We start from the raw sequence: 23780 nt of genomic DNA on the forward strand, positions 1-23780 counted from the left end.
TAGGCAGAGCGCCCCGAGTCCGCAAACGGAAACCGTCATGTCCGATCCAGCCTGGCTGACCGCTGGCGCGCCGCACGTCTGGCGTCCGTACTGCCAGATGAAGACGGCGCGGCCGCCGCTGCCGGTGGTGGCCACGCGGGGCTCGCGGCTGGTGCTGGCCGATGGGCGAGAGCTGGTCGACGGCTTGGCCTCCTGGTGGACGGCCTGTCACGGCTACAACCATCCGCATATCGCCGACGCGTTGCGGACGCAGGTCGAGGCCATGCCGCACGTGATGTTCGGGGGCCTGGCGCACGAGCCGGCCTATCGCCTGGCGGCGCGGCTGGCCCGGCTGCTGCCGGGCGAGCTGGACCACGTATTCTTCGCCGAAAGCGGTTCGGTCTCGGTCGAGATCGCCATGAAGATGGCGCTGCAGTTCCAGATCAATCGCGGCGTTCGAGGTCGCACCAAGTTCCTGGCCTTCCGCGGCGGCTATCACGGCGACACCCTGGCGACGATGACGGTCTGCGACCCGGAGGAGGGGATGCACAGCCTGTTCGCCGGCGTCATGCCCGAACAGGTGATCGCCGATCTGCCGCGCGATGCGGCCAGCGAGGCGGCGCTCGACGCCCTGCTGACCCGGCGCGGCCACGAGATCGCGGCGATCCTGGTCGAGCCGTTGGTCCAGGGCGCGGGTGGCATGTTGCTGCATTCGCCGAACGTGCTGCGGACCCTGCGTCGGCTGGCTGACAAGCACGGCGTGCTGCTGATCTTCGACGAGATATTCACGGGCTTTGGCCGAACCGGGCCCCTGTTCGCCATGCAGGCGGCGGGGATCGAGCCGGACATCGTCACCCTCTCCAAGGCGCTTACCGGCGGAACTTTGCCGCTGTCGGCGGCGGTGGCCTCGCGCAAGGTGTTCGAGGCCTTCTGGTCCGATGATCCGGGCGCGGCCCTGATGCACGGACCGACCTACATGGCCAATCCGCTGGCCTGCGCGGCGGCTAATGCCTCGCTGGACCTGTTCGAGGATGGGTCCTGGGCGGCCAATGTGGCGCGGGTTTCCACGGCCTTGGCCGACGGGCTGGAGCCTTGCCGAGCGAAGCGTGGCGTCGTCGATGTCCGGATCCTGGGGGCGATCGGCGTGGTCGAGTTCGACGCGCCGGTGGCGGTCGGTGATCTCTGCGCGCGCTTCGCCGAGCTGGGCGTCTGGATCCGGCCGATGGGCAAGGTCGTCTATCTCACGCCGGCCTTCACCACGCCGGACGGGGATCTCGAGCGGTTGACCTCGGCCGTCCGCGAGGTGGTCGGCGTTTATTGACCCGGAGGGCCTGGTCTGGTCCAAGCCCCTCATGTCCTCCAAGTCGTCCCCACTGACCGGTCTGGAATACCTCGCGATACTGGGGATCATCCTGACCTGGGGGATCAACAACGCCGCCGCCAAGGTGGCGACGCACTACCTGCCGCCGATGCTGATGGGCGGGCTGAGGTTCGCCTCGGCGCTGGCCTTCCTGTTCCCGTTCATCAAGCCGCCGTTTCCCGAGCCGAGGAAGCTGCTGACCATCGTACTGCTGACGGGGCCGATCCATTTCGGCGTGATCTATATCGCCTTCAGCATGGCCGACGCTCTGAGCCCGCTGGTCGTGGCCAGCCAGCTCTGGATCCCGTTCACCGCCATCTTCGCCTGGCGGATGCTAGGCGAGACGATGCGAGCGCCGGCCGTGGCGGGCCTGGCGGTGGCGTTCATCGGCGTGGCGTGGATGAGCCTGGATCCGCACGGGGCGGGAGACCTGCCGGCGATCCTGCTGATCGTTTTCTCCAGCGCCTGCTGGGCCGTGGCTACTGTGCTGGTGCGCAAGACGCCCGGCATCAAGCCGTTGAAGCTGCAGGGCATGACGGCGCTGGTCGCCGCGCCCGTGCTGCTGATCCTGTCGGCCCTGTTCGAGACGAACCAGGTCGCAAGGATGCAGACCGCGCCGCCGATCGCCTGGCTGTGCGTGCTGTTCGCCGGCGTGGTCTCGACCATCGGGGCCAGCGCCCTGCTGTTCTGGCTGGTCCAGCGCCGCGAGGCCGGGCGGGTTACGCCATACTTCCTGCTGACGCCATTGGTCTCGTGCTCGATCGGCGTGCTCTTCCTGGGCGACAAGCTGACGGCCCAGCTGCTGATCGGCGGCGGCGCGACCATGGTCGGCGTGGCCCTGGTGGCCCTGACCGAGAAGCGCGCCAAGGCCGCCGAGGCCCTGGTCGAAAGCGCTAATCCCTAGGGGGCGGACATTCGGCGGCGGGTTCGCGCCTCAGGAGCGCCGATGTCGCCGCGATCTCGCTCTGGCCGCCGTCGTCGGCATAGACACCCGTCAGCAGCTTGCCGCTGACGCCCAGCGTCTCGCCGGCATGGGTCTGGATCAGGAAAAGGCCGTCGAGGTCGTCCAGATGATCGACGCCGACGAAGCCCGCGCCGACCGTGGCGTAGCCTTTGATCTTGTCGCCCGCGCCTTCGAGGATCCATCCGGGCGGCTTGTTGCAGACGGAGACGATCTCGGCGCCCGTCAGTCGAAGCTCGAAGGACTGGAGGTTCTGGTCGCCATTCGTCGGCCTCCAGGCCAGTGAGACGAGCTGTGTCGATGGCGAGGGCGTGGCGGCGGCCGCTTTTTCCGGCGGCTTGGCCTCCTTGGACGTCTTGGAGTCGTGGCAGGCGGCCGTCGCGGCCAGCAGAACGGCGAGAAGCGACAGCCGCCAGATACGCATGGGATTTCCCGCCACGAACAGAAACGTGGCGGAAGCCTAGAGCCTGTCCGTTTCTGATGGAAGCATCAGAAATGGATAAACAGGCTCTATCTCAAGTACTTAGAGCGTGGCAGGCGCCGAAACCGCTCACACTTTCGGCTGCCACGCTCTACAGCTTTACTTGAACACGCCGCAAGCCGCGCGCGCGCCGGCGCCGCCGATCGGTTGGCTCTTGTGGTCATCCGGGCTGGCGTGGACGACGATCGACGAGCCGTCGGCATCCAGCAGGGCGGGGCGGCCGCCGGCGCCCTTGAGCGACACCAGGGTCGAATAGGCCTCGGTCGTGGCCGAGCCGTCCGCGTTGGCGAAGACGTTCGGCAGGTCGCCGCCGTCGTTGGCGTCCGGGTTCAACAGGCCGTGGATCGTGGTGGCGGAGGTGTGGACGTGGGCGCCGGCCGACTTGAAGTCCGGTGCGCCGCAGTCGCCCTTTTCGTGGAAGTGCACCGCATGCCAGCCTGGCGTCAGGCCCTTCAGTTCCAGCTTCAGCAGCACCCCGTGCGGGGCCTCGGTCAGCGTGACCACGCCGGCGTCCTTGCCGTCACCGGTCTTCACCACGGCGGTCGCGGCGGTCTGGGCCCAAGCGGCGCCGACGCCGGACGAAGCGGCGATCAGAGCGGCGAGGGCGAGGGTGGTCGCGGCGGGGAGGCGGATCATGCGTTTTTCCTTCGGATTCAAGCAAACGGACGGGATGCAGCGCCCGGAAAGGTGGCGCCTTCCCCATCCGAATGCTAACTGTTTTCGACGGTTCCGTGTCCGATTCTGACGGCGAAAAATCCCCTTGAGCGACGATCAAAAAACTCTCCCCCCTGATGCTTCGGGCGGGGACGTAGCGCCCATCAACATCGAAGACGAACTGCGTCGTTCGTATCTCGACTATGCGATGAGCGTGATTGTCAGCCGCGCCCTGCCGGACGCGCGCGATGGTCTAAAGCCCGTGCACCGCCGCGTGCTGTTCTCGATGCATGAGCAGGGTCAGACTCCGGACCGTCCGTACGTCAAGTCCGCCCGCGTGGTCGGTGACGTGATGGGTAAGTATCACCCGCACGGCGACGCCTCGATCTACTTCACCCTGGTCCGCATGACCCAGTCCTTCTCGATGGGCCTGGTGCTGATCGACGGTCAGGGCAACTTCGGTTCGGTCGACGGCGATATGCCCGCCGCCATGCGTTACACGGAATGCCGCATGGCCCCGCCGGCCATGTCGCTGCTGGCCGACCTGGACAAGGACACGGTCGACTTCGCCGACAACTACGACGGCAAGGAGCAGGAACCGACCGTTCTGCCGTCGCGGATCCCGAACCTGCTGGTCAATGGCGCGGGCGGCATCGCCGTCGGCATGGCGACCAACATCCCGCCGCACAACCTCGGCGAAATCATCGACGCCTGCCTGTTGCTGATCGACGAGCCGGACGTCACCACCGACCAACTGCTGGACCTGGTGCCTGGTCCCGACTTCCCGACCGGCGGCGAGATCATCGGTCGCGCGGGCCCGCGCCAGGCGCTGCTGACGGGCCGTGGCTCGGTCATCATGCGCGGCCTAGCCACGGTGGAAGAGATCCGCGCCGGCCGCGAAGCCATCGTCATCACCGCCATTCCCTATCAGGTGAACAAGTCCAACCTCGTCGAGTACATCGCCGAAATGGTCCGCGATAAGCGGATCGAGGGCGTCGCCGACATCCGCGACGAGTCGAACCGCGACGGGATGCGCATCGTGGTCGAGCTGAAGCGCGACGCCTCGGGCGAGGTGATCCTGAATCAGCTGTACCGCTTCACGGCGCTGCAGAGCTCGTTCGGCGTCAACATGCTGGCCCTGAACCGCGGCCGCCCCGAGCAGATGGGCCTGCACAAGCTGCTGCAGCTGTTCGTCACTTTCCGCGAGGAAGTCGTCGTCCGTCGGACGAAGTTCGAACTGGGCAAGGCCCGCGATCGTGGCCACGTGCTGGTCGGCCTGACCATCGCCGTCGCCAATATCGACGAGTTCATTCACATCATCCGCTCGTCCAAGGACCCGACCGAGGCCCGCGAACGCCTGGTGGCCAAGGCGTGGCCGGCCGGCGACATGCTGCCCCTGGTCGAACTGATCGCGGATCCTCGCACCCTGCAGGAAGATGGCGGCCTGATCCGCCTGACCGACGAGCAGGCCCGCGCCATCCTGGCTTTGACGCTGTCGCGCCTGACGGGTCTGGGCCGCGAGGAAATCGGCAACGAAGCCGCCGCCCTGGCCGAAGCCATCCGCGGCTATCTCGATTTGCTGTCCGACCGCGCCAACATCATGGCCGTGGTCCGCGAGGAACTGGTTGAGGTCCGCGAGAAATTCGCCATTCCGCGCCGCTGCCAGATCGTCGACGGCGACGCCGACATGGAAGACGAGGATCTGATCGTCCGCGAGGACATGGTCATCACCGTCACCATGAGCGGCTACGTCAAGCGCACGCCGCTGGCGAACTACCGCACCCAGCACCGGGGCGGCAAAGGCAAGTCGGGTATGGCGACCAAGACCGAGGACGCCGTCACGCGCGTGTTCTCGGCCTCGACCCACGCGCCGCTGCTGTTCTTCACCTCGGGCGGCAAGGTCTACAAGATGAAGGTGTGGCGCCTGCCGCAAGGCGCCGCCAACTCGCGCGGCAAGGCGTTCGTCAACCTGCTGCCAATCGAACCGGGCGAGACGATCACCTCGATCCTGACCCTGCCGGAGGACGAGGCCACCTGGGGCGGCCTGGACGTGATGTTCGCCACCCGTTCGGGCAGCGTGCGCCGCAACAAGCTCAGCGACTTCGTGGACGTCCGCCGCAACGGCAAGATCGCCATGAAGCTGGACGAAGGCGACGGCATCGTCGGCGTCGCCGTCTGCAACAGCGACCAGGACGTGCTGCTGACCACGGCGGCCGGCCGCTGCATCCGCTTCTCGGTCGACGAGGTGCGCGTGTTCGCCAGCCGCGATTCGACCGGCGTGCGCGGCGTTAAGCTGGCCGGCGACGACACCGTCATCTCGATGGCCGTCCTGCGCAGCGTCGACGCCACACCCGCCGAACGCGCCGCCTATCTCAAGCACCAGCGCGCCATGCTGCGCGCCGCCGATGGCGACGAAGGGGAAGACGCCTCGGCGCCGGTCGAGGACGGCGAGGACGAGGTCGGGGAAGCCTCCCTGACGCCGGAACGCATCGCCGAACTGGGCGCGGCCGAGGAAATCCTGCTGACCGTGTCGTCGGAAGGCTTCGGCAAGCGCACCAGCGCCTATGACTTCCGCCGCACCGGCCGCGGCGGCCAGGGTCTGGCCGCGCAGGATCTCAGCAAGCGTGGCGGCCGTTTGGTGGGTTCGTTCCCGATCGATGAGAGCGACCAGATCCTGCTGGTGACCGACCAGGGTCAGCTTATCCGGGTGCCCGTCTCGCAAATTCGTGTTGCAGCGCGGAATACTCAGGGCGTAACCATCTTCCGCACCGCGCAGGACGAGCATGTCGTCAGCGTCGAGCGCCTTGCCGATTCCGGCGGAGACGACAATCAGGGCGAGGACAGCGGGGCGGATGAGACCCCGTAAACCCTCGAACCCTTAGAGTAAGGGGGCTGCATGCGGGTTGGGCTTTATCCGGGGACCTTCGATCCGGTCACCAACGGTCACCTCGACATCATCGGTCGGGCCGTGAAGCTGGTCGACAAGCTGGTGATCGGCGTGGCGGTGAACATCGGCAAGGGGCCGCTGTTCTCGCTGGATGAGCGGGTCGCCATTCTGGAGAAGGAAACGGCGCACCTGACCAAGATCGCCCAGATCGAGGTCCGGCCGTTCGAGAGCCTGCTGATGCACTTCGCCCGCGACGTGCATGCTCAGATGATCGTGCGCGGCCTGCGGGCCGTGGCTGACTTCGAATACGAATTCCAGATGACGGCGATGAACCAGCAGCTGGATCGCGAGATCGAGACCGTCTTCCTGATGGCCGACCCGCGCCACCAGGCGATCGCCTCGCGTCTGGTCAAGGAGATCGCGGCCCTGGGCGGCGATATCACCAAGTTCGTGCCGGCGGGCGTGGCCGAGCAACTGCTGGCCAAGGTCGGCAGGGCCTGATCGACGATTTTCGGCCGGGCGGTGTCGGAACGACGCCCGGCCGTTCGTTCCTCGGGACAGCGACAGCCCGGAGGCCGCCCCATGAGCCCGACCATCACCGCCTTCAAGCAATCGCCCGATCGCGGCAGAGGCTTGGCGCGCGACATGGCGGTCCGCTGGGCGCTGGAGGAAGTGGGCCAGCCCTACGACGTCCGCCTGGTCACCTTTCCCCAGATGAAGGCGCCCGACCATCTGGCGGTGCAGCCCTTCGGCCAGATCCCGACCTATGAGGACGGCGATCTGGTCCTGTTCGAATCCGGCGCTATCGTCTTCCACATCGCCGAGCGCCATGCCGGCTTGCTGCCGGACGACGCCAACGCCCGGGCGCGGGCTTTGACCTGGATGTTCGCCGCGGTCAGCACCGTGCAACCGCCGATCGTGGAGTTCGGCATGGCCACGATCCTGGAGCGCGACAAGCCCTGGTTCGAGGCGCGCCAACCGATGCTGGAACAGGCCGTCCGCACCCGTCTGGACCAGCTCGCCAATCGTCTCGGCCAGGCCGATTGGCTGGACGGTGACTTCAGCGTCGGCGACCTGATGATGGTGGTGGTGCTGCGCCGGCTGGGCGCGTCCGGGATCCTGAACGACTATCCGAGCCTCCTGGCCTATGTCGCCCGGGCCGAGGCCCGTCCCGCCTTCCAACGCGCCTTCGACGACCAGCTTGCGGTCTTCAGAGCCGCGTCCGGAAGCGTAGCCGTCGCCCCGTTCCGGCCGGAATCGTGCGGTTGAACAGTCGCCGCACTTGTCGGGGCGACCGTGGCGTTCTACGCCGACCCCCGACTATTCTGTTCGGGGATTTCTATGAAGCTCGCCATGACCGCCGCCGCCCTGGCGCTTGTCGCTACGACGGCCTCTGTTTCGGCGGCCTCGGCGCAGACCGCCGACTGGCGCACGCCTGATCCGAACAACGTTATCGTCGTCGAGACCAACAAGGGGCGGATCATCGCCGAGCTCGATCCGATCGCCGCGCCCAACCATGTCGAGCGTGTGCGTGGCCTGGTAAAGAGCGGCTTCTATGACGGCCTGACCTTCTTCAGGGTTATCAGCGACTTCATGGCCCAGACGGGTGACCCCAAGAATACGGGCGAGGGCGGCTCGGACCTGCCCAACCTGACGGCCGAGTTCACCTTCCGCCGCGGCATGGACCTGCCGCTGGCCGCGGGCTTCAAGGTCGGCAGCGGCGAACTGGGCTGGATCGGCGCGATGCCGGTGTCCAGCCAGAACTCGGCCCTGGCCGTGATGACCGCCGACCGCAAGGTGGCCAGCTGGGGGAATTTCTGCTCGGGCGTGCTGGGCATGGCTCGCGCCGGCGATCCCAACAGCGCCAACAGTCAGTTCTTCTTCATGCGCCAGCCCAACGCCTCGCTGGACAAGACCTACACCGCCTTCGGTCGGGTGCTGTCGGGCCTGGACGTCGTGCGTAGCATCAAGGCCGGCGAGCCTGTGCCGGATCCGCAGGACAAGATGATCAGCGTGAAGATGCTGGCCGACCTGCCGGCCGACAAGCGTCCTTCGATCCAGGTGATGGATACCCGTGGCGCCGCCTTCAAGGCTCTGGTGACCAAGCGTCAGGCCGAGATGGGCCCTAGCTTCACCAATTGCGACGTCGACGTCCCCGTGCAAATTAAGTGACATGATCTTCTCGCGCACGCTCCTGGCCGGGCTCTGCCTGGCGGCGATCACCGGTCCGGCCCTGGCGGCGACGCCCTCGGCTTCGGCCAAGCCTTCCGAGCAAGACTGGCGGACGCCGGCTCTGGACACGGTGATGGTGATCGACACCAACAAAGGGCGCGTGCTGGTCGAGCTGGTCCCGGATGTCGCTCCGAACCACGTGGCGCGCCTGCAGGAGCTGACCCGGGCGGGTGTCTATGACGGCCGCACCTTCTTCCGGGTCATCGACAGGTTCATGGCCCAGACGGGCGACCCGACCAATACGGGCGAGGGCGGCTCCGACAAGCCGAACCTGAAGGCCGAATTCACCTTCCGCCGCGGCGGCGAGACGCCATTCGTGGCGATGGCCGCGCCGGCGGGCCTGGAGGTCGGCTACCTGAAATCGCTGCCGGTCGTCAGCCAGGCCTGGACCTGGAGCGACATGACCGCCGACAAGAAGGTCTCGGCCTGGGGAACCTACTGTCCCGGCGTGATCGGCATGGCCCGCGACGAGGACAACAACTCGGCCAACAGCCAGTTCTTCCTGATGCGCCAGCCCTATCCGTCGCTGGACAAGCGCTACACCGCCTTCGGCCGCGTGATCAGCGGCCTCGAAGCCGTGCGCGCCATCAAGACCAGGGAGCCCGTTCCGGCCCCGCAGGACCAGATGCAGAAGGTTCGTCTGCTGTCGGACATTCCCGAAAACCAGCGGCCCCAGGTGCGGGTGATCGACCCGAAGGGCGCCTGGTTCGCCGCCGAGACCAAACGTCTTCGCGCGCTAAAGGGCGCCGATTTTTCGGTCTGCGACATTGATCTTCCGGTCGAGGTTCGCTGAGGCCTTACCGGTTTCTGGGCTCAACTTGGTTCACAGGTGGGCGTGAACCGCGCTAGAAGCGCGTTCACAACACTTGTCATCCAAGGGAAGACCATGTCGGCCGATCTCGAAAATACCCTGATCCTGACCCTCGAGAGCGGTCCGGTCACGATCAAGCTTCGTCCCGACCTGGCCCCGGGCCACGTGGCGCGGATCAAGGAGCTGGTGCGCGAAGGTTTCTATGACGGCGTCGTCTTCCACCGCGTGATCCCGGGCTTCATGGCCCAGGGCGGCGATCCGTCGGGCACCGGCCGCGGCGGTTCGGACAAGCCGGACCTGAAGGCCGAGTTCAATGACGAGCCGCACGTGCGCGGCGTGGTCTCGATGGCCCGCACCCCGAACCCGGACTCGGCCAACAGCCAGTTCTTCATCGTGTTCGACGACGCCACCTTCCTGGACAAGCAATACACCGTCTGGGGCCAAGTGGTTGAAGGCATGGAACATGTCGACGCCCTGCCGAAGGGCGAGCCGCCGCGCGCCCCGGGCAAGATCATCAGCGCCAAGATCGCCGCGGACGCCTAAGGCTCGCTTGCAGAACCTGAAGAAACGGCCTCGGACCTCGTCCGGGGCCGTTTCTATTTCGGGCCGCGGCGCAGGGTGATCAGGATAGGCCGGTGGTCGGAACCCAGGGCCGGGCCGCGCTCGACATTCACCGCGTACCACTCGCCGCCGGCATAGACATGATCGATGGGCAGGAACGGGGCGGGGGCGACCATGACCCGCGAGAACTTGCTGGCCGGCCACGAGGGTATGGCGCGGGTCCAGCGGCGCAGGCCCAGGGCCTTGTCCTGACGCTTAAGGGTGAACGACCAGGGTGTCGAGTTGAAGTCCCCCGTGATGATCGTGCTCTTCTTGTCGAAGTCGGAGGCGAACCTGACCAGCTTGCGGCTCTGGTTCTGCTGGATGCCGGCCGGTACGGGCCATGTGTAGTGGACGCCCACGACCGTGAACGGCCCCTTGGCGTCGGCCAGAGTCGCCCAGGCGCCCGAGAGATAGGGGCGATCCGTCGGCATGCCGCCACGCGCGATCATCTTCTTGCGCGAGAATATCCAGGTCTCGCACTTGGAGACCTTGTCGCACGAGGCGAACGGGTAAGCGGTCTTCAGCGCCTGGATGGCGGGCCAGGCGTCGCCGGCGCCTTCCTCGACGATCACGACGTCGGCGTCCTGGGCCATGACCCAGGCGAGGCTCTTTTCGGGCGTCTTGTTATCGTGCCAGATGTTGAACTGCACGATCTTCAGGTCGCTCGCGGCCGGGGTCGCCGGCTTGAAGCGCCACGAAGCCCACAGCTCGGGCAGCATCAGCACCGAGCAGGCTAGCAGCGTCGCCACCCCCAGACCGAGCATCACCCAGCGCTCGCCGCCGCGCGCGAAGATCCCGCCCAGCACCACCGCGCCGACGCCCATCATCAGCCACAGCGGGGCGGCATGGGTGAAGGCGTCCAGCCGATCGCTCCAGGCGCCGCCCAGGCACGCACCCGCGAAACCCAAGCCGACGAGGCCCAACATCAAGGCCGTGCCGCGGACGAGAAGGCTGAGAAGCTGAACGATCAGGCGCATGGGTCGCCCATAGCACGGCTCTGCCATGGATGCTTCGCCCTACGCGCCGGAAGGGTAGAAGAAGCCGTGTTCGAAATCGCGTATGTCTTGACCTTGCCGATCCATCGTGCGCTTGAAGCCCGCCCATGCGCCTTTCCGACTTCGATTTCGACCTGCCCGAGAACCATATCGCCCTGCGTCCGGCCGAGCCGCGTGACGCCGCGCGCCTGCTGGTGGTCCGTCCGGGGGAAGAGCTCGCCGACCACATTGTCCGCGAATTGCCCGACTTCCTGCGCCCTGGCGACGCCCTGGTCTTCAACGACACTCGCGTGATCCCCGCGCGTCTGTCCGGCCTGCGCGAAGGCCGGACGACGGGGGGGGCGGACGGCACGCCCGTGGCCGTCGAGGCGACTCTGCACCGCCGTGTCTCGCCCAGCCGCTGGAGCGCCTTTATGCGCCCGGGCAAGCGGCTGAAGATCGGCGACCGTGTGGCGTTTGGTTCCCAGGAAGACCGCGCCTGCGAGGGTGATCGCCTCGACGCCACCGTCGCCGAAAAGCACGAGGGCGGCGAGGTCGTGCTGGCCTTCGACATCTCCGGCCCGGACCTGGATATTGGCATCGCCAAGCACGGCGACATGCCGCTGCCGCCTTACATCGCCGCCAAGCGGGGCGAGGACGAGCGCGATCGCGCCGACTACCAGACCGTCTATGCTCGCGAGGACGGTTCGGTGGCCGCCCCGACCGCTGGCCTGCACTTCACGCCCGACCTGCTTGAAAGGCTGAAGGAAAAGGGCGTCTCGCTGCACTTCGTGACCCTGCACGTGGGCGCGGGGACCTTCCTGCCGGTCAAGACCGACGACGTTTCCGAGCACAAGATGCACGCCGAGTTCGGCGAGGTGAGCGCTCAGGTCGCCGACGCTCTGAACGCCGTTCATGCCGCTGGCGGCCGCATCATCTGTGTCGGCACGACGTCCCTGCGCCTGCTGGAGAGCGCCACTGGCGAGGACGGGATCGTGCGGCCGTTTTCCGACGAGACGGCCATCTTCATCACGCCGGGATACCGCTTTCGCGCCGCCGACGTGCTGATGACCAACTTCCACCTGCCCAGATCGACCTTGTTCATGCTGGTCAGCGCCTTCGCCGGCCAGGTGACCATGCGCGCGGCCTACGAACACGCCATATCCACGGGCTACCGCTTCTATTCCTACGGGGATGGCAGCCTGCTGTTCAAGGACGAGGCCCGCTGATGGCGTTTCCCTTCGAGATCAACGCCACCGACGGCAAGGCGCGCACGGGTGTTCTCAAGACTCCGCGCGGCGACATCCGCACGCCCGCCTTCATGCCTGTGGGCACCGCCGCGACCGTCAAGGCCCTGACCGTCGACCAGGTCAAGGACACCGGCGCCGACATCATCCTGGGCAATACCTACCACCTGATGCTGCGGCCCTCGGCCGAGCGGGTGGCGCGCCTGGGCGGCCTGCACAAGTTCATGCGCTGGGACAAGCCGATCCTGACCGACAGCGGCGGCTTCCAGGTCATGTCGCTGTCGGGGATCAGCAAGCTGACCGAGGAGGCGGTGACCTTCTCCAGCCACGTCGACGGCTCCAAGCACGTGCTGACCCCCGAGCGCTCGATCGAGATCCAGGCCGACCTGCTGGGCAGCGACATCGTCATGCAACTGGACGAGTGCGTCGCCTGGCCGGCCGAGGAGGCGAGGGCGCGCAAGGGCATGGAGCTCTCCGCCCGCTGGGCCCAGCGCTCGAAGGACGCCTTCGGGACGCGCGACAGCCAGGTGCTGTTCGGCATCCAGCAGGGCTCGACCTTCGAAAACCTGCGCCGCGAGTCGTCGGACCGTCTGCGCGAGATCGGCTTCGACGGCTACGCCATCGGCGGCCTGGCCGTGGGCGAGGGGCACGAAGCCATGTGCGAGGTGCTGGACTACGCCCCGGGGCTGTTGCCGCAGGATCGTCCGCGCTACCTGATGGGGGTCGGCAAGCCGATCGACCTGGTCGAGGCCGTGGCGCGCGGCGTCGACATGTTCGACTGCGTGCTGCCGACACGCTCCGGCCGTCACGGCCAGGCCTGGACCTGGGACGGCGCCATCAACCTGAAGAACGCCAAGTTCGCCGAGGACGAGACGCCGCTCGACCCGGACAGCGACTGCCCGGCCAGCCGCGACTATTCGAAGGCCTATCTGCGCCACCTGTTCAAGGCCGAGGAGATCCTGGGCCAGGTGCTGCTGTCCTGGCACAACATCGCCTTCTTCCAGGCGCTGACGGCGGCCATGCGCGCCGCGATCGCCGAGGGGCGCTTCGAACAGTTCCGCCGCGACTTCCGCGCCCGCCATCTGAGCGAAGGCTAGCCGCCCGGTTCGGCGCTGGAGCCTAGTCTCGGGGGCCTTGCGGAACCGTGGGCGCCTCTTCCTTGACGATCGGGAAGCGGGGTTTGAGCGGGCCGTAAGGATCGCGCGGCGGCGGCATGCCCGGATCGACGACCACGGGCGCGGTCGGCGGCTTGTGCTGCGGCGTGGCCGGCGGATTGCAGCCGCGCGCCTCGCCCAGGCCCTTCAGATAGGCCCGGCGGACATTGCCCGAGGTGATGGCGCTCTGGACCAGGCGGTCGTGACGCTCGGCCCCGGTCAGTTTCCGCACCCAGCCGCGCATCGGAATCATGTCCTGGGCCGTGCTGGCGAGCGCGCCCAGCGCCGCCTGGCCGGCCGCCTTGCGTCCCCGATCCATCAGATCCTCGCCGTCGACCGGCGGATTGCGGTCGATGTCCTCGCCCAGGGCGCTGTCGAGCGGCGTGACGAGGGCGATCAGGCTGACGCAATCGGCGCGAGCGGGGCGCTGATAGGGATCGTCCATCGCCTCCAGCAGCACGCGCGGGATCTTGGTGCGGACGATGTTCACATCGCGCAGCGGCGCGCTCATGGCGCCGGAGATGCCCTCCCGGTTCGCCTCGGACGTCGACCTGATTCGTCCGTCGTCGGTAGGCTCGACCGGCGTTTCCTGCTGCGGGGGAGCAGCGCCCAACAGCGGCGGCGCTTCCTGTCGCTGGCGCGCATGGACCGTTCCCGCCAGCGCCGCGCCGCAAAAGACCGCCAAAAGCAAGGTTCCACGCATGACTCACCCTAACCCGCCCACAGCTTTGCCGTCATCCGTCGGAAAAACGGCGAAACCATGCTTGCGACACGGAAGTCCCCCGCCTATGGTCCGCGCCGCTTCCAACCGGCTCCCGCCGGACGTTAGCGGGCCGGTAGCTCAGTGGTAGAGCATTCGACTTTTAATCGAATGGTCGTGGGTTCGAACCCCACCCGGCCTACCAATTCAATCTTCTGATCTTCAAGGATTTCGGAGCGTCTTTGCGACGCCGGGCGTCGCGTGATCGTTTGCGGAGCTCGGGTGTTCTGATAGCCAGTTCCAATGAACTGGTCGGCTCCCATCACCGTGAATCTTCCGCCCGATGCAACGCCTTGGAACAGGGTGCTGACGTTCCTGGGTCATTACGACATCCGGTTCTACTGCACGCCGGGGGCCTATGTGGACATCGGCGCTGGATCGCTGCCGTGCGTCAACAACCTGATGCTGGTGCCTGCCGGCGAGGCGGGAAAGGTTGGCGAGATCGGCCGCTTCTGCGAGATGCACCCTTCCGCCCGCATCCTGGTGCGCGGCGAGCACGCCAACGATCAGCCGGTCAACATCTGCTTTTCGGGTTTGCCGCTGGTCAATGGCGGCTTCGACCAACAGGGGGGGGAGCCCGTGAGGCCGTTCGCGACTATGTCGCTCAAGCTTTTGGCGCCGGGCCGAGTCACTGGCTCGCCGATCGCTGGGCATAGCGTAGCTGGTAGTTTTTCTGCGTCTTAAGTTGGGGTTTCTCGTTTGCCCCATTGTCGAGGTAGAGATTTAAGCGGCTCAGTTTCAACGACGTCGCTGGACCCCGATGGGGCTCCGCGCGTTCAGCCTTTGCCTAGAGCCATGTGGCGAGCCCGGACCCTGGACGACGATCAGACGATGACCGCCGAGACCGCCGCCCGCCGGCCGCCCGCGCCGCCGAGCAAGCGGCCTTTGTTCCGGCGGCGGTCCGCCATCCCGGGCTTCGGCCTGACCATGGGCGTGACGCTGACCGTGCTGTCGCTGATCGTTCTGATCCCCCTGAGCGCCGTGGTCCTGAAGGCCGCGCAGCAGTCGCCGGCCGAGTTCTGGGCCGTGGCGACATCGCAGCGATCATTGGCAGCCTACCGCCTGAGCTTCGGCGCGGCGTTCGTGGCGGCCGTGATCAACGGCGTGTTCGGCGTGCTGACCGCCTGGGCGCTGGTGCGCTACGACTTTCCCGGCAAGACCCTGGTCAACGCCCTGGTCGACCTGCCGTTCGCCCTGCCGACCGCCGTGGCGGGCATCGCCTTGGCGACGCTCTATTCGCCCAACGGCTGGGTCGGGCAGTTCCTGACTCCGCTGGGTATCAAGGCCGCCTACAACCCGGTGGGGGTGACCATCGCCTTGATCTTCATCGGCCTGCCGTTCGTGGTCCGCACCATTGAGCCGGTGCTGCGGGACGCCGCCGAGGACGTCGAGGAGGCTGCCGCCAGTCTGGGCGCGAACCGGATCGACACCATCCTGCGCATCGTCCTTCCGGCCCTGGCCCCTGCCTGGCTGACCGGCTTCGCCATGGCCTTCGCGCGCGGGGTCGGCGAGTACGGCTCGGTGATCTTCATCGCCGGCAACATGCCCTACAAGTCCGAGATTGCGCCGCTGCTGATCATCATCCAGCTGGAGCAGTTCGAATATGCGCGCGCCGCCACCATCGCGGTGGTGATGCTGACGGTCTCGTTCACGATGCTGCTGATCATCAACGGCATCCAGGCCTGGGCGCGGAGGTTCGACTGATGGCCGCCGCCAAAAACTCTCTGGAAGGGCGTCGCCGAGCCACCGACGATCCGCTCTGGGCCAAGGTCCTGGTGATCGGAACGGTCATGGCCTTCCTGGCGCTGGTCCTGATCCTGCCACTGGCCGCCGTGTTCGCCGAGGCGCTGCGCAAAGGTCTCGACGCGGCGCTGCTGGCGATCAACAACGCCGACGCCCTGGCGGCCGTGAAGCTGACCCTGATCACGGCGGCGATCGCGGTGCCGTTCAATGCGGCCTTCGGTCTGTGCGCGAGCTGGGCGATCGCCAAGCACGACTTCAAGGGCAAGGCGCTGCTGATCACGCTGATCGACCTGCCGTTCTCCGTGTCGCCGGTGGTGGCGGGCTTGATCTACGTGCTGATCTTCGGCCTGCAGGGATGGTTCGGCGACTATCTGGTCGACAACGACATCAAGATCATCTTCGCCGTGCCCGGCATCGTGCTGGCGACCGTCTTCGTCACTTTCCCCTTCGTGGCCCGAGAGCTGATCCCGCTGATGCAGGAACAGGGAACCGCCGAGGAGGAGGCCGCGGTTTCGATGGGGGCGAGCGGGCTGACAACCTTCTGGCGGGTGACCGCGCCGAACGTCCGCTGGGGGCTGATGTATGGCGTGCTGCTGTGCAACGCCCGCGCCATGGGCGAGTTCGGCGCGGTGTCGGTGGTCAGCGGCCATATCCGCGGCCTGACCAACACCATGCCGCTGCACGTCGAGATCCTCTACAACGAGTACGACTTCGTCGGCGCCTTCGCCGTCGCGGCCTTGCTTTGCCTTCTGGCCGTGGTGACCCTGGTGCTGAAGACGGCGCTGGAAGTCGTCCAACCCGGCAATAGCGGGTTTGGGCGCGGCCGCGGCGGACACTGAACGGACCTAACAGTCACATGACCATCTCCATCCGCTCCGTCGACAAGAAGTTCGAACGCTATCCGGCGCTCAGCAAGGTCGATCTCGAGATCGACGACGGCGAACTGCTGGCCCTGTTGGGCCCCTCGGGCTCGGGCAAGACCACGCTGCTGCGCACGATCGCCGGCCTGGAATTCCCCGACGCCGGCCAGGTGCTGTTCGATGGCGAGGACGTGACCTTCGCCTCGGCCGCCGATCGCCGCGTGGGTTTCGTCTTCCAGCAGTACGCGCTGTTCAAGCACATGACCGTGGCCAAGAACATCGCGTTCGGCCTCGATGTCCGGAAGGGCAAGGACAAGCCGTCCAAGGCCGAGATCGCCCAGCGGGTCGAGGACCTGCTGAAGCTGGTCGAGCTGGACGGCCTGGGCAAGCGCTACCCCTCGCAGCTTTCGGGCGGCCAGCGCCAACGCGTGGCCCTGTCACGGGCGCTGGCCGTGCAGCCCAGCGTGCTCTTGCTGGACGAGCCGTTCGGCGCCTTGGACGCCACGGTCCGCAAGTCGCTGCGCAAGGAGCTGCGCCGCGTGCACGACGCCACGGGCGTCACCACCATCTTCGTCACCCATGATCAGGAGGAGGCCCTGGAGCTGGCCGACCGCGTGGCCATCCTGAACAAGGGCTCGATCGAGCAGATCGGCACGCCCGATCAGGTCCATGACCAGCCCGAGACCGCCTTCGTCTGCGGCTTCGTTGGCGAGGCCAACTGCTTCGAGGGGCAGGTCGGCGGCGGCCAGTTCAGCGCCGGCGCGCTGCGCCTGCCGGCCGGCGGCGTTCGCGAGGGTTCGGCCACCGCCTATGTCCGGCCGCACGACTTCGTGCTGGACGACGCCGGCTTCGAGGTGCGGGTCGATCGCGCCCACGTGCAGGGGGCTCTGACCACGGTCAGCGCCACCGCCGCCGACGGCCGTCCGATCGAGATCAGCGCCTCGCGCGCCGAAGCCCCCCGTTTTCAGGGCACGGTGAAGATCGTCGCTCGCAAGGCCCACGTTTACGCTGCCTAAGGTTCTACCCGTTAGACCGAGATCGGATGAACGACGTTCAGCGTTGGCGCGTAGCGTCGTCGTCTGCGCTAAGGTCGTCGACGACTCGACGGGAGTTCTAAGGTCGCATGGTCATGGTCGAGCCCTCGGGCGCTGAACGCCGCGCGCATCCTCGGATGCCGGCGGCGCGCAAGATCTACATCGTCGACGATCCGCGCTCGTGGAAATGCTCGCTGCTGGATGTAGCCGAGAAGGGCGCGCGACTGTCGACGGCCGGCATCACCTCGCCGCCGGACAAGTTCATTTTCGTCGACGCCGGCGGGCGCCGGGTGCACCTGGCGCATGTCGTGTGGCGTTCGGGCGCCGAAGTGGGCGTACAGTTCCTGCAGACCGAGCGCATGGGGCCTCGCGCGGGCGGCGCTGCCGGGGCGTTGGATATCGCCCGTCGGTTCGCGGCCACCCTGCCGCCGGAGATCCTTCAGTAGGGTCGATCCTTCAGTAGATCACTGCTGCTGCTGCTGTTGTTGTTGCTGCTGGTGCAGTTCCTGCTTCAAGGCCGCGTCGGGACGGCGACGGCCGCCGGCGAAGCTTGGGCGGGCCATGCGCAGGAATTCCGGCTCGGCCAGGGCGGCCCGCGCGCGGCGGACGGTGACCCCCACGGCCAATTGGCTTTCGGCATCGCCCTTGTAGACCCCGCGCGACGGGGTGACGTCCGCATAGTCGCGGCCGACCGCCACGCCGACGTGGCGCTCACTGGTCATCATGTTGTTGGTCGGGTCCAGGCCGACCCAGCGAAGGCTGGGCAGGAACACCTCGACCCAGGCGTGGGTGGCGTCCGGGTCGGAGCGGTCGCCGGCGTCGCGATCGGTGAACAGGTAGCCGGAGACGTAGCGGGCCGGGATGCCCCACTCGCGGCAGATGGCCAGCATGATGTGCGCGAAGTCCTGACAGACCCCGCGCCCGGCGCTCAGGGCCAGGTCGATCGGGCTGTCGGCGTCGGTGACGCCGGGTTGGTATTCGAACGCCCTGTAGATGGTCTCGGACAGCATGCGGACCGCCGTCAGCGGGTCCTTGCGCCTTAGGGTGTCCAGGTCGTGCTCGTAGATGAAGGTCCGCAGGGCGTCAGTGGTCCGGACAAAGCCATGGGGGCGCAGGAAGTCGAAGCATTCGCCCCGCACGAACTCGCTGCGCATGCGGTCCCATTCGCCCATATCCAAGTGGTCTGGACGCTCGCCGGTCGGCTCGGTCTCGACGGCCGAGCGGGCGACGATGGTCAGCTTGTCGTGCGGCTGGGGCACGTCGAAGTGGTAGACGGCGTTGCCGAAGCTGTCGGCGTAGGAGAACACCTGGGCGGCTGGCTCCAGGTCCAGCTCGAAGCTGACCAGGCGCTGGCGGGCCGTCTTCTGAGGCTGCATCCACAGCTCCATCAGGCTCTCCCGCACGGGCTTCTCGTAGTGGTACTGGGTGACGTGGCGGATTTCGAGCAGCACGATCTTGGATCCTAGGCCGGAAGGCGCGTTTCGAGCGGATAGGCCACGAAGGTCTCGTAGATCGCTTCGTGGATGCGCGCGCATTCGTTGACGACGGTGGTCAGCAGCGGTCCGGCCCCAACGGCTTCCAGCTCGTCGACATCGGCGAACTGCAGGCGGGCCTTGAGGCGGCCCGCGAGGCGCTCGGGACCCGGGCGCTCGCCAGTGAAGGCGTTGCGAGCCATGGCCGACAGGTGCTGTTCGATCTGGGCTGTGGCGAAGCGGATCGAGCGCGGGAAGTCCTCGTCGAAGACCAGGAATTCCAGGATGTGCCGCGGCTCGATCTCGGCGGTGTAGACCCGCAGATACGGCTCCAGCGCGCAGGCCATGCGCAGCACGCTGACCAGGGCCACGTGGTCGTCGACGTGGCCGTGCACGGGGCTCTCCGCGAAGCACACTTCCAGCAGTCGCGAGACCAGCTGGGCGCGCTCCATATAGATTCCCAGCATCATGAACCGCCAGCTCTCGCCGTGGCTCATGGTGGTGTCGGCCGCGCCCTTGAACAGGTGCAGATCGGCGATGACGTCGTGCAGGAAGTTGGCCGAGCCGTCCGAGAATTCCTTGGCGGCCTTGTCGTCCGTGACCTTCAGATAGAGCAGGTTGAGCCGCTCCCAGGTCTCCGTGGTGATCTGGTCGCGGACCTGGCGGGCGTTCTCGCGCGCCCGGGCCAGGGACGAGACGACCGAATTGGTGTCGCTGCGATCCAGCACCAGGGCCTCGGCGGCCTCGAAGGAGCCGACGTCCACACCATCGGCGGGATCGCCCACGGCGGCCATGGCGATCCGCACCGCGTGGGCGCCGGAGTCGGTCTGGTCCAGGGTCGCGTTCAACATGACGCTGGAGAGGCGCGAAAGGTGCTCGGCCCGTTCGATGTATCGGCCCAGCCAGTAGAGGCTGTCAGCCACGCGCGCGAGCATCATGGGCGGGCGCTCCCGTTGCCGTGGCCATTGGTCTGGCCGTTCTCCTCGGCCAGCACCCAGGTGTCCTTGGAGCCGCCGCCCTGGCTGGAATTGACCACCAGCGAGCCGCGCTTCAGCGCCACCCGGGTCAGGGCGCCGGGCGTGACGATGGTCTTCTCGCCCGACAGGATGAAGGGGCGCAGGTCAACGTGGCGAGGCTCGATGCGTCCGTCGACCAGGCAGGGCGCGGTCGACAGCTGGATGGTCGGCTGAGCGATGTAGTTGTCCGGATCGGCCTTGATCGCCTGGGCGAAGTCGTCGCGCTCCTTCTGGCTGGCGTGCGGACCGACCAGCATGCCGTAGCCGCCCGAGGCGCCGACGGCCTTGACCACGTACTTGTCGAGATTGTCGAGCACGTGGCCCAACTGGCGCGGTTCGCGGCAAAGGAAGGTCTCGATATTGGGCAGGATGGCGTCCTCGCCCAGATAGTAGCGGATGATATCGGGGACATAAGCGTAGACGGCCTTGTCGTCGGCGACGCCGGTGCCCGGCGCGTTGCAGATCACCACATTGCCGGCGCGATAGGCGTTGAACAGACCGGCCGCGCCCAGCGAGCTGTCGCGCCGGAAGGTGAGGGGGTCGATGAAGTCGTCGTCGACCCGGCGATAGATCACGTCCACCCGGCGGATGCCGGTCGTGGTGCGCATATAGACCATGTTTTCGTGCACAACGAGGTCACGGCCCTCGACCAGCGGCACGCCCATCAGACGGGCCAGATAGGCGTGCTCATAGTAGGCGCTGTTATAGACGCCGGGCGTCAGCACCACGACCTGCGGATCGCCGCGCCAGTCGGCGGCCATGCTCTTCAGCGTGGCCAGCAGCAGGTCGGGATAGCGCTCGACCGGCCGTACGCCGGCGGCGCGATAGGTGCCGGGGAAGGTCCGCTTGGCCGCGTCGCGATTGGCCAGCATGTACGAGACGCCGGACGGGACCCGAAGATTGTCCTCCAGCACCGCGAACTGGCCGTCCTGGCAGCGGATCAGGTCGCTGCCGCAGACATTGGCGTAGGCCTTGTGCGGTACATAGACGTGCTGCATCTCGCGGCGATACGACGGCGCGCCCAGCACGAGCTCGCGCGGAACCACGCCGTCCATTAGGATCTGCTGATCGCCATAGATATCGGCCAGGAACAGGTTCAGCGCCTGCAGTCTCTGGGCTAGGCCCGCCTCGATCTTCGACCATTCCGCCGCGGGGATGATGCGTGGGAACAGGTCGGTCGGCATGACCCGCTCGGTGGTGTTGTCGGCTCCATAGACGGTGAAGGTGATGCCCTGCAGCAGGAACGAACGTTCCAGCGTCCGCTGACGCCCCGCCAGTTCCTCGGCGCCAAGGGTCGACATGCGGCCATGCAGCGGATCGTAGTGCGGCCGGACCTCACCCTCGGGCGTGAACATCTCGTCGTAGGCGATCCCCGGCAGGTACGCCGCCTCCGTCATCGGCAGGGTCGGTGCGTTCACGAGGGTTTGGGTCTTCGCCGCCACGCTTTTATCCACGTTTCTCACAACCTTGGGCGCGGACCGGTGAGCCCGCGCCGTCCCCGACTCTAGAGTGTAGCGACCACCATGCGCGCCGGATTCGACGTCCGCCACGTGGATGCGCATGACTGCTTATCATTTGGGCGCCATTCGCCCGCTTTGAGAAGCGCCGCTCGGGCAAGGTTCGTTGCATTTCCTGTCGTGACAGCGGCGCCACCCCGGACTACAGCAGGGCCCGGGGGCGCTTCGCGCGGGGAACGTGATTTGGTGCTTGGGCGGACTACCCTCGCGTTAACGGCGGTGATTTGGCTGATCGCCTCGGCCGCGCTTGCCGACGAGCCGATGGCCCAGATCCAAGGTGTCGAGGACAAATACCTGCGCGACGCTATCCAGCGCGCTCTGACCCAGTCCAAGACTTCCGCCCAAAGCCGCGCCGAAGCCCGTCGCCGCGCTCGTCAGGCCGGCGAGGACGCCATCGCCGTTCTGCGTGCCGAGGGCTATTATGGCTACACCGTCGAACCCGACGTCATGGACGGCGAGCCGCCGCGCGCGGTGGTCAAGATCACGCCCGGTCCCGTCTTCCTGATCGCCGATCCACGCATCGACTGGTCCGGCGCGCCGCCGGATGAGGGCACCCGCCAGCGCGCCGCCACCGCCATGCGCCTGACCGAGGGCGAGCCGGGCCGTTCGGCGGACGTAGTGGGCGCCGAGGGGCGTGTCGTCGCCCAGGTGGCCAAGCTCGGCTATGCCGACGCGGCCGCCGAGCCGCGCGAGGTCATTGTCGACCACGCCGACCACACGGTCCGGCCGGCCTTCAAGATCGCGGCCGGCGAACTGGTTCACCTCGACGGCATCGAGGTCGTGACCAAAGGGCGCACCAACGCCGCCTGGGTCAGCCGCTTGGCCCCCTGGGTGTCCGGCGACGTCTACGATCCCGAGGACGTGGCCGAGCTGGAGCGCCGCCTGCGCGACACCAGCGTCTATGATTCGATCTCGGTCTCGCTGGCGGGCACGGACAAGGCCACGGCCGAGGGGTATCGTCCCGTCGTCGTCACCCTGGCGGATCGCAAGTCGCGCACCATCGAACTGGGCGCGGGCTATTCGACCAACGAGGGCGCAGGCGTCGACGCGCGCTGGATCCGCTACAACCGGCTGAAGCGCGCCGACACCACGACCTACGCCCTGCGTTTCGCCAAGTTGGAGCAACGCCTGGGGGCCGAGATCTCGCTGCCGCACTGGCGCCGGCCCCAGCAGACGCTGAAGCTGAACACCGCCGTATTCCGCAACGACACCGACGCCTATAACGAAACCGGCGCCACGGTCGGGGTGGACCTGACCAAGCGACGGCAGACGACCGCCTATCGCACCTTCGGCGTCTCGCTCGATATCTCCCAGACCAAGGAACAGGTGAGCCGAAACGGCCTGGTGGCGGGCCGCAAGCTGAACCTGGCGACCTTCGCGGGCCTGGCGGCCTATGCCTGGGACTTCTCGGACAACATCCTTGATCCCAAGCGTGGCTGGCGTCTGGAGGCCCGGGGCGAGCCGACCTACGTGGTCGGCGACACGACCGTTCCCTACCTGAAACTGACCACCCAGGGCTCGGCCTATATCCCGTTCGGCCGGCAGGCCAGCACTGTGCTGGCCGGACGCCTTAAGCTGGGCGCGATCGTCGGCGGCGGCGTCCAGGACGTTCCGGCCTCGCGGCGCTTTTATGCCGGTGGCGGCGGTTCGGTGCGAGGCTATTCCTACCAGGCCATCGGGCCGCGCCTGACCGACAACACCCCGCAGGGCGGCATCTCGCTGGTCGAGACCTCGATCGAGCTGCGCCAGAAGATCACCTCGAAATGGAGCGGCGTGGCCTTCATCGACACCGGCGCCATCGGCACGCACAACACGCCGCAACGCGAGGACTTCCGGGCCGGTGCGGGTTTTGGTGTCCGCTACGACCTGGGCTTTGGCCCGATCCGCGCCGACGTCGCCGTGCCCATGGGCCGCCGCAAGGGCGATCCCGCCTTCCAAGTCTATCTCAGCATCGGTCAAAGCTTTTGAGCGCGGAGCACGACAAGCCTGACCTGACGGAGACCGTCGCCCACGCCGCCGAGGCGGCGGGCGAGGC

Annotated in this window: 22 protein-coding genes, 1 tRNA gene and 1 pseudogene; 17 read left to right on the plus strand and 7 right to left on the minus strand. The window is 67.1% G+C overall.

Annotation, left to right across the window (positions count from 1 at the left end; all coding sequences use genetic code 11):
• Nucleotides 1-37 precede the first annotated feature (37 nt).
• Together AC07R7_RS17990 and AC07R7_RS17995 are read left to right on the plus strand one after the other, a co-directional pair.
• Nucleotides 38-1300 carry an adenosylmethionine--8-amino-7-oxononanoate transaminase gene (locus tag AC07R7_RS17990; protein WP_494636130.1) on the plus strand — a complete coding sequence of 421 codons (1263 nt, stop codon included), beginning with the start codon at nt 38-40 and terminating at the stop codon, nt 1298-1300.
• Nucleotides 1297-2243 (plus strand): annotated as a pseudogene (locus AC07R7_RS17995) (DMT family transporter). The gene AC07R7_RS17990 and the pseudogene AC07R7_RS17995 overlap by 4 nt, the downstream one beginning before the upstream one ends.
• Here the strand turns inward: AC07R7_RS17995 and AC07R7_RS18000 are convergent.
• Together AC07R7_RS18000 and sodC are read right to left on the minus strand one after the other, a co-directional pair.
• Entirely contained in the window at nt 2233-2724 is a 492-nt protein-coding gene (locus tag AC07R7_RS18000; protein ID WP_494636131.1) for a hypothetical protein, read from the minus strand. The pseudogene AC07R7_RS17995 and the gene AC07R7_RS18000 sit on opposite strands and share 11 nt — an antisense overlap.
• Nucleotides 2725-2880: 156 nt before the next feature.
• Nucleotides 2881-3417, minus strand: coding sequence for a superoxide dismutase[Cu-Zn] (sodC, locus tag AC07R7_RS18005; protein ID WP_494636132.1), 537 nt, complete (start codon nt 3415-3417; stop codon nt 2881-2883).
• Nucleotides 3418-3541: 124 nt separating this feature from the next.
• Between sodC and gyrA the strand changes: the two genes are divergently transcribed.
• The 6 genes from gyrA to AC07R7_RS18035 all read left to right on the plus strand — a co-directional run bounded on the left by gyrA (nt 3542) and on the right by AC07R7_RS18035 (nt 9908).
• Nucleotides 3542-6301, plus strand: a complete 2760-nt coding sequence (gene gyrA / locus AC07R7_RS18010) for a DNA gyrase subunit A (RefSeq protein WP_494636133.1) — start codon at nt 3542-3544, stop codon at nt 6299-6301.
• Nucleotides 6302-6331: 30 nt separating this feature from the next.
• Nucleotides 6332-6823 carry a pantetheine-phosphate adenylyltransferase gene (coaD, locus tag AC07R7_RS18015; RefSeq protein WP_125157476.1) on the plus strand — a complete coding sequence of 164 codons (492 nt, stop codon included), beginning with the start codon at nt 6332-6334 and terminating at the stop codon, nt 6821-6823.
• 81 nt (nt 6824-6904) lie between these two features.
• Nucleotides 6905-7591, plus strand: a complete 687-nt coding sequence (locus tag AC07R7_RS18020) for a glutathione S-transferase family protein (protein ID WP_494636134.1) — start codon at nt 6905-6907, stop codon at nt 7589-7591.
• A gap of 72 nt (nt 7592-7663) precedes the next feature.
• Nucleotides 7664-8494 (plus strand): peptidylprolyl isomerase, encoded by an 831-nt coding sequence (locus tag AC07R7_RS18025; RefSeq protein ID WP_494636135.1) that lies wholly within the window; start codon nt 7664-7666, stop codon nt 8492-8494.
• 1 nt (nt 8495) lies between these two features.
• The gene (locus tag AC07R7_RS18030; RefSeq protein ID WP_494636136.1) at nt 8496-9347 is read left to right on the plus strand and encodes a peptidylprolyl isomerase; all 852 of its coding nucleotides are present in this window, start codon (nt 8496-8498) and stop codon (nt 9345-9347) included.
• A 93-nt stretch (nt 9348-9440) separates the two neighbouring features.
• Nucleotides 9441-9908 carry a peptidylprolyl isomerase gene (locus AC07R7_RS18035; RefSeq protein ID WP_492839687.1) on the plus strand — a complete coding sequence of 156 codons (468 nt, stop codon included), beginning with the start codon at nt 9441-9443 and terminating at the stop codon, nt 9906-9908.
• A 53-nt stretch (nt 9909-9961) separates the two neighbouring features.
• On the opposite strand, the gene AC07R7_RS18040 is transcribed toward AC07R7_RS18035, so the two are convergent.
• The gene (locus AC07R7_RS18040) at nt 9962-10945 is read right to left on the minus strand and encodes an endonuclease/exonuclease/phosphatase family protein (protein WP_494636137.1); all 984 of its coding nucleotides are present in this window, start codon (nt 10943-10945) and stop codon (nt 9962-9964) included.
• Between the two features lie 125 nt (nt 10946-11070).
• On the opposite strand from AC07R7_RS18040, the gene queA reads away from it, so the two are divergent.
• Together queA and tgt are read left to right on the plus strand one after the other, a co-directional pair.
• Nucleotides 11071-12171, plus strand: a complete 1101-nt coding sequence (queA, locus tag AC07R7_RS18045; protein WP_494636138.1) for a tRNA preQ1(34) S-adenosylmethionine ribosyltransferase-isomerase QueA — start codon at nt 11071-11073, stop codon at nt 12169-12171.
• A complete protein-coding gene (tgt, locus tag AC07R7_RS18050; protein WP_492885492.1) occupies nt 12168-13286 on the plus strand; it encodes a tRNA guanosine(34) transglycosylase Tgt in 1119 nt (372 codons plus the stop codon). The genes queA and tgt overlap by 4 nt, the downstream gene beginning before the upstream one ends.
• A 22-nt stretch (nt 13287-13308) precedes the next feature.
• Here tgt and AC07R7_RS18055 read toward each other — a convergent pair whose 3' ends face one another.
• The gene (locus AC07R7_RS18055; RefSeq protein ID WP_492884625.1) at nt 13309-14046 is read right to left on the minus strand and encodes a hypothetical protein; all 738 of its coding nucleotides are present in this window, start codon (nt 14044-14046) and stop codon (nt 13309-13311) included.
• A gap of 127 nt (nt 14047-14173) precedes the next feature.
• On the opposite strand from AC07R7_RS18055, the gene AC07R7_RS18060 reads away from it, so the two are divergent.
• The 6 genes from AC07R7_RS18060 (at nt 14174) to AC07R7_RS18085 (ending at nt 18186) form a co-directional block, all read left to right on the plus strand.
• Nucleotides 14174-14248 (plus strand) — tRNA-Lys (locus AC07R7_RS18060).
• A gap of 98 nt (nt 14249-14346) precedes the next feature.
• Nucleotides 14347-14787 carry a hypothetical protein gene (locus AC07R7_RS18065; protein ID WP_492884627.1) on the plus strand — a complete coding sequence of 147 codons (441 nt, stop codon included), beginning with the start codon at nt 14347-14349 and terminating at the stop codon, nt 14785-14787.
• Nucleotides 14788-14934: 147 nt separating this feature from the next.
• Nucleotides 14935-15807: a sulfate ABC transporter permease subunit CysT gene (cysT, locus tag AC07R7_RS18070; RefSeq protein ID WP_492884629.1), complete on the plus strand. Its 873-nt coding sequence runs from the start codon at nt 14935-14937 to the stop codon at nt 15805-15807.
• Nucleotides 15807-16685, plus strand: a complete 879-nt coding sequence (gene cysW / locus AC07R7_RS18075; RefSeq protein ID WP_492838402.1) for a sulfate ABC transporter permease subunit CysW — start codon at nt 15807-15809, stop codon at nt 16683-16685. Before cysT ends, cysW begins: the two co-directional genes overlap by 1 nt.
• Before the next feature lie 17 nt (nt 16686-16702).
• The gene (locus AC07R7_RS18080; protein WP_492884631.1) at nt 16703-17722 is read left to right on the plus strand and encodes a sulfate/molybdate ABC transporter ATP-binding protein; all 1020 of its coding nucleotides are present in this window, start codon (nt 16703-16705) and stop codon (nt 17720-17722) included.
• A 107-nt stretch (nt 17723-17829) separates the two neighbouring features.
• On the plus strand, nt 17830-18186 hold the full coding sequence (locus tag AC07R7_RS18085; RefSeq protein WP_492884633.1) for a PilZ domain-containing protein: 357 nt from the start codon (nt 17830-17832) through the stop codon (nt 18184-18186).
• Nucleotides 18187-18204: 18 nt separating this feature from the next.
• Here the strand turns inward: AC07R7_RS18085 and AC07R7_RS18090 are convergent, their stop codons facing one another.
• The 3 genes from AC07R7_RS18090 to AC07R7_RS18100 are packed head-to-tail and all read right to left on the minus strand — an operon-like array spanning nt 18205 to nt 21670.
• Nucleotides 18205-19191: a transglutaminase family protein gene (locus AC07R7_RS18090; RefSeq protein ID WP_492884635.1), complete on the minus strand. Its 987-nt coding sequence runs from the start codon at nt 19189-19191 to the stop codon at nt 18205-18207.
• A gap of 11 nt (nt 19192-19202) precedes the next feature.
• The gene (locus tag AC07R7_RS18095) at nt 19203-20150 is read right to left on the minus strand and encodes an alpha-E domain-containing protein (RefSeq protein ID WP_492884637.1); all 948 of its coding nucleotides are present in this window, start codon (nt 20148-20150) and stop codon (nt 19203-19205) included.
• The gene (locus tag AC07R7_RS18100) at nt 20147-21670 is read right to left on the minus strand and encodes a circularly permuted type 2 ATP-grasp protein (RefSeq protein WP_492884639.1); all 1524 of its coding nucleotides are present in this window, start codon (nt 21668-21670) and stop codon (nt 20147-20149) included. The genes AC07R7_RS18095 and AC07R7_RS18100 overlap by 4 nt, the downstream gene beginning before the upstream one ends.
• A 258-nt stretch (nt 21671-21928) precedes the next feature.
• Here AC07R7_RS18100 and AC07R7_RS18105 point away from each other — a divergent pair, with 258 nt between their 5' ends.
• Nucleotides 21929-23713, plus strand: a complete 1785-nt coding sequence (locus tag AC07R7_RS18105; RefSeq protein WP_492884641.1) for an autotransporter assembly complex protein TamA — start codon at nt 21929-21931, stop codon at nt 23711-23713.
• Nucleotides 23714-23780 lie beyond the last annotated feature (67 nt).

It is taken from the genome of Caulobacter sp. GW821-FHT05F04 (assembly GCF_059419665.1).

Excerpts from the sequence above, each read along its gene's own strand:
- AC07R7_RS17990 (WP_494636130.1), top strand. The coding sequence starts at position 38 with ATGTCCGATCCAGCCTGGCTGACCGCTGGCGCGCCGCACGTCTGGCGT.
- AC07R7_RS18000 (WP_494636131.1), bottom strand. The coding sequence starts at position 2,724 with ATGCGTATCTGGCGGCTGTCGCTTCTCGCCGTTCTGCTGGCCGCGACG.
- sodC (WP_494636132.1), bottom strand. The coding sequence starts at position 3,417 with ATGATCCGCCTCCCCGCCGCGACCACCCTCGCCCTCGCCGCTCTGATC.
- coaD (WP_125157476.1), top strand. The coding sequence starts at position 6,332 with ATGCGGGTTGGGCTTTATCCGGGGACCTTCGATCCGGTCACCAACGGT.
- AC07R7_RS18020 (WP_494636134.1), top strand. The coding sequence starts at position 6,905 with ATGAGCCCGACCATCACCGCCTTCAAGCAATCGCCCGATCGCGGCAGA.
- AC07R7_RS18025 (WP_494636135.1), top strand. The coding sequence starts at position 7,664 with ATGAAGCTCGCCATGACCGCCGCCGCCCTGGCGCTTGTCGCTACGACG.
- AC07R7_RS18030 (WP_494636136.1), top strand. The coding sequence starts at position 8,496 with ATGATCTTCTCGCGCACGCTCCTGGCCGGGCTCTGCCTGGCGGCGATC.
- AC07R7_RS18035 (WP_492839687.1), top strand. The coding sequence starts at position 9,441 with ATGTCGGCCGATCTCGAAAATACCCTGATCCTGACCCTCGAGAGCGGT.
- AC07R7_RS18040 (WP_494636137.1), bottom strand. The coding sequence starts at position 10,945 with ATGCGCCTGATCGTTCAGCTTCTCAGCCTTCTCGTCCGCGGCACGGCC.
- queA (WP_494636138.1), top strand. The coding sequence starts at position 11,071 with ATGCGCCTTTCCGACTTCGATTTCGACCTGCCCGAGAACCATATCGCC.
- AC07R7_RS18055 (WP_492884625.1), bottom strand. The coding sequence starts at position 14,046 with ATGCGTGGAACCTTGCTTTTGGCGGTCTTTTGCGGCGCGGCGCTGGCG.
- AC07R7_RS18065 (WP_492884627.1), top strand. The coding sequence starts at position 14,347 with ATGAACTGGTCGGCTCCCATCACCGTGAATCTTCCGCCCGATGCAACG.
- cysT (WP_492884629.1), top strand. The coding sequence starts at position 14,935 with ATGACCGCCGAGACCGCCGCCCGCCGGCCGCCCGCGCCGCCGAGCAAG.
- cysW (WP_492838402.1), top strand. The coding sequence starts at position 15,807 with ATGGCCGCCGCCAAAAACTCTCTGGAAGGGCGTCGCCGAGCCACCGAC.
- AC07R7_RS18080 (WP_492884631.1), top strand. The coding sequence starts at position 16,703 with ATGACCATCTCCATCCGCTCCGTCGACAAGAAGTTCGAACGCTATCCG.
- AC07R7_RS18085 (WP_492884633.1), top strand. The coding sequence starts at position 17,830 with ATGGTCATGGTCGAGCCCTCGGGCGCTGAACGCCGCGCGCATCCTCGG.
- AC07R7_RS18095 (WP_492884637.1), bottom strand. The coding sequence starts at position 20,150 with ATGATGCTCGCGCGCGTGGCTGACAGCCTCTACTGGCTGGGCCGATAC.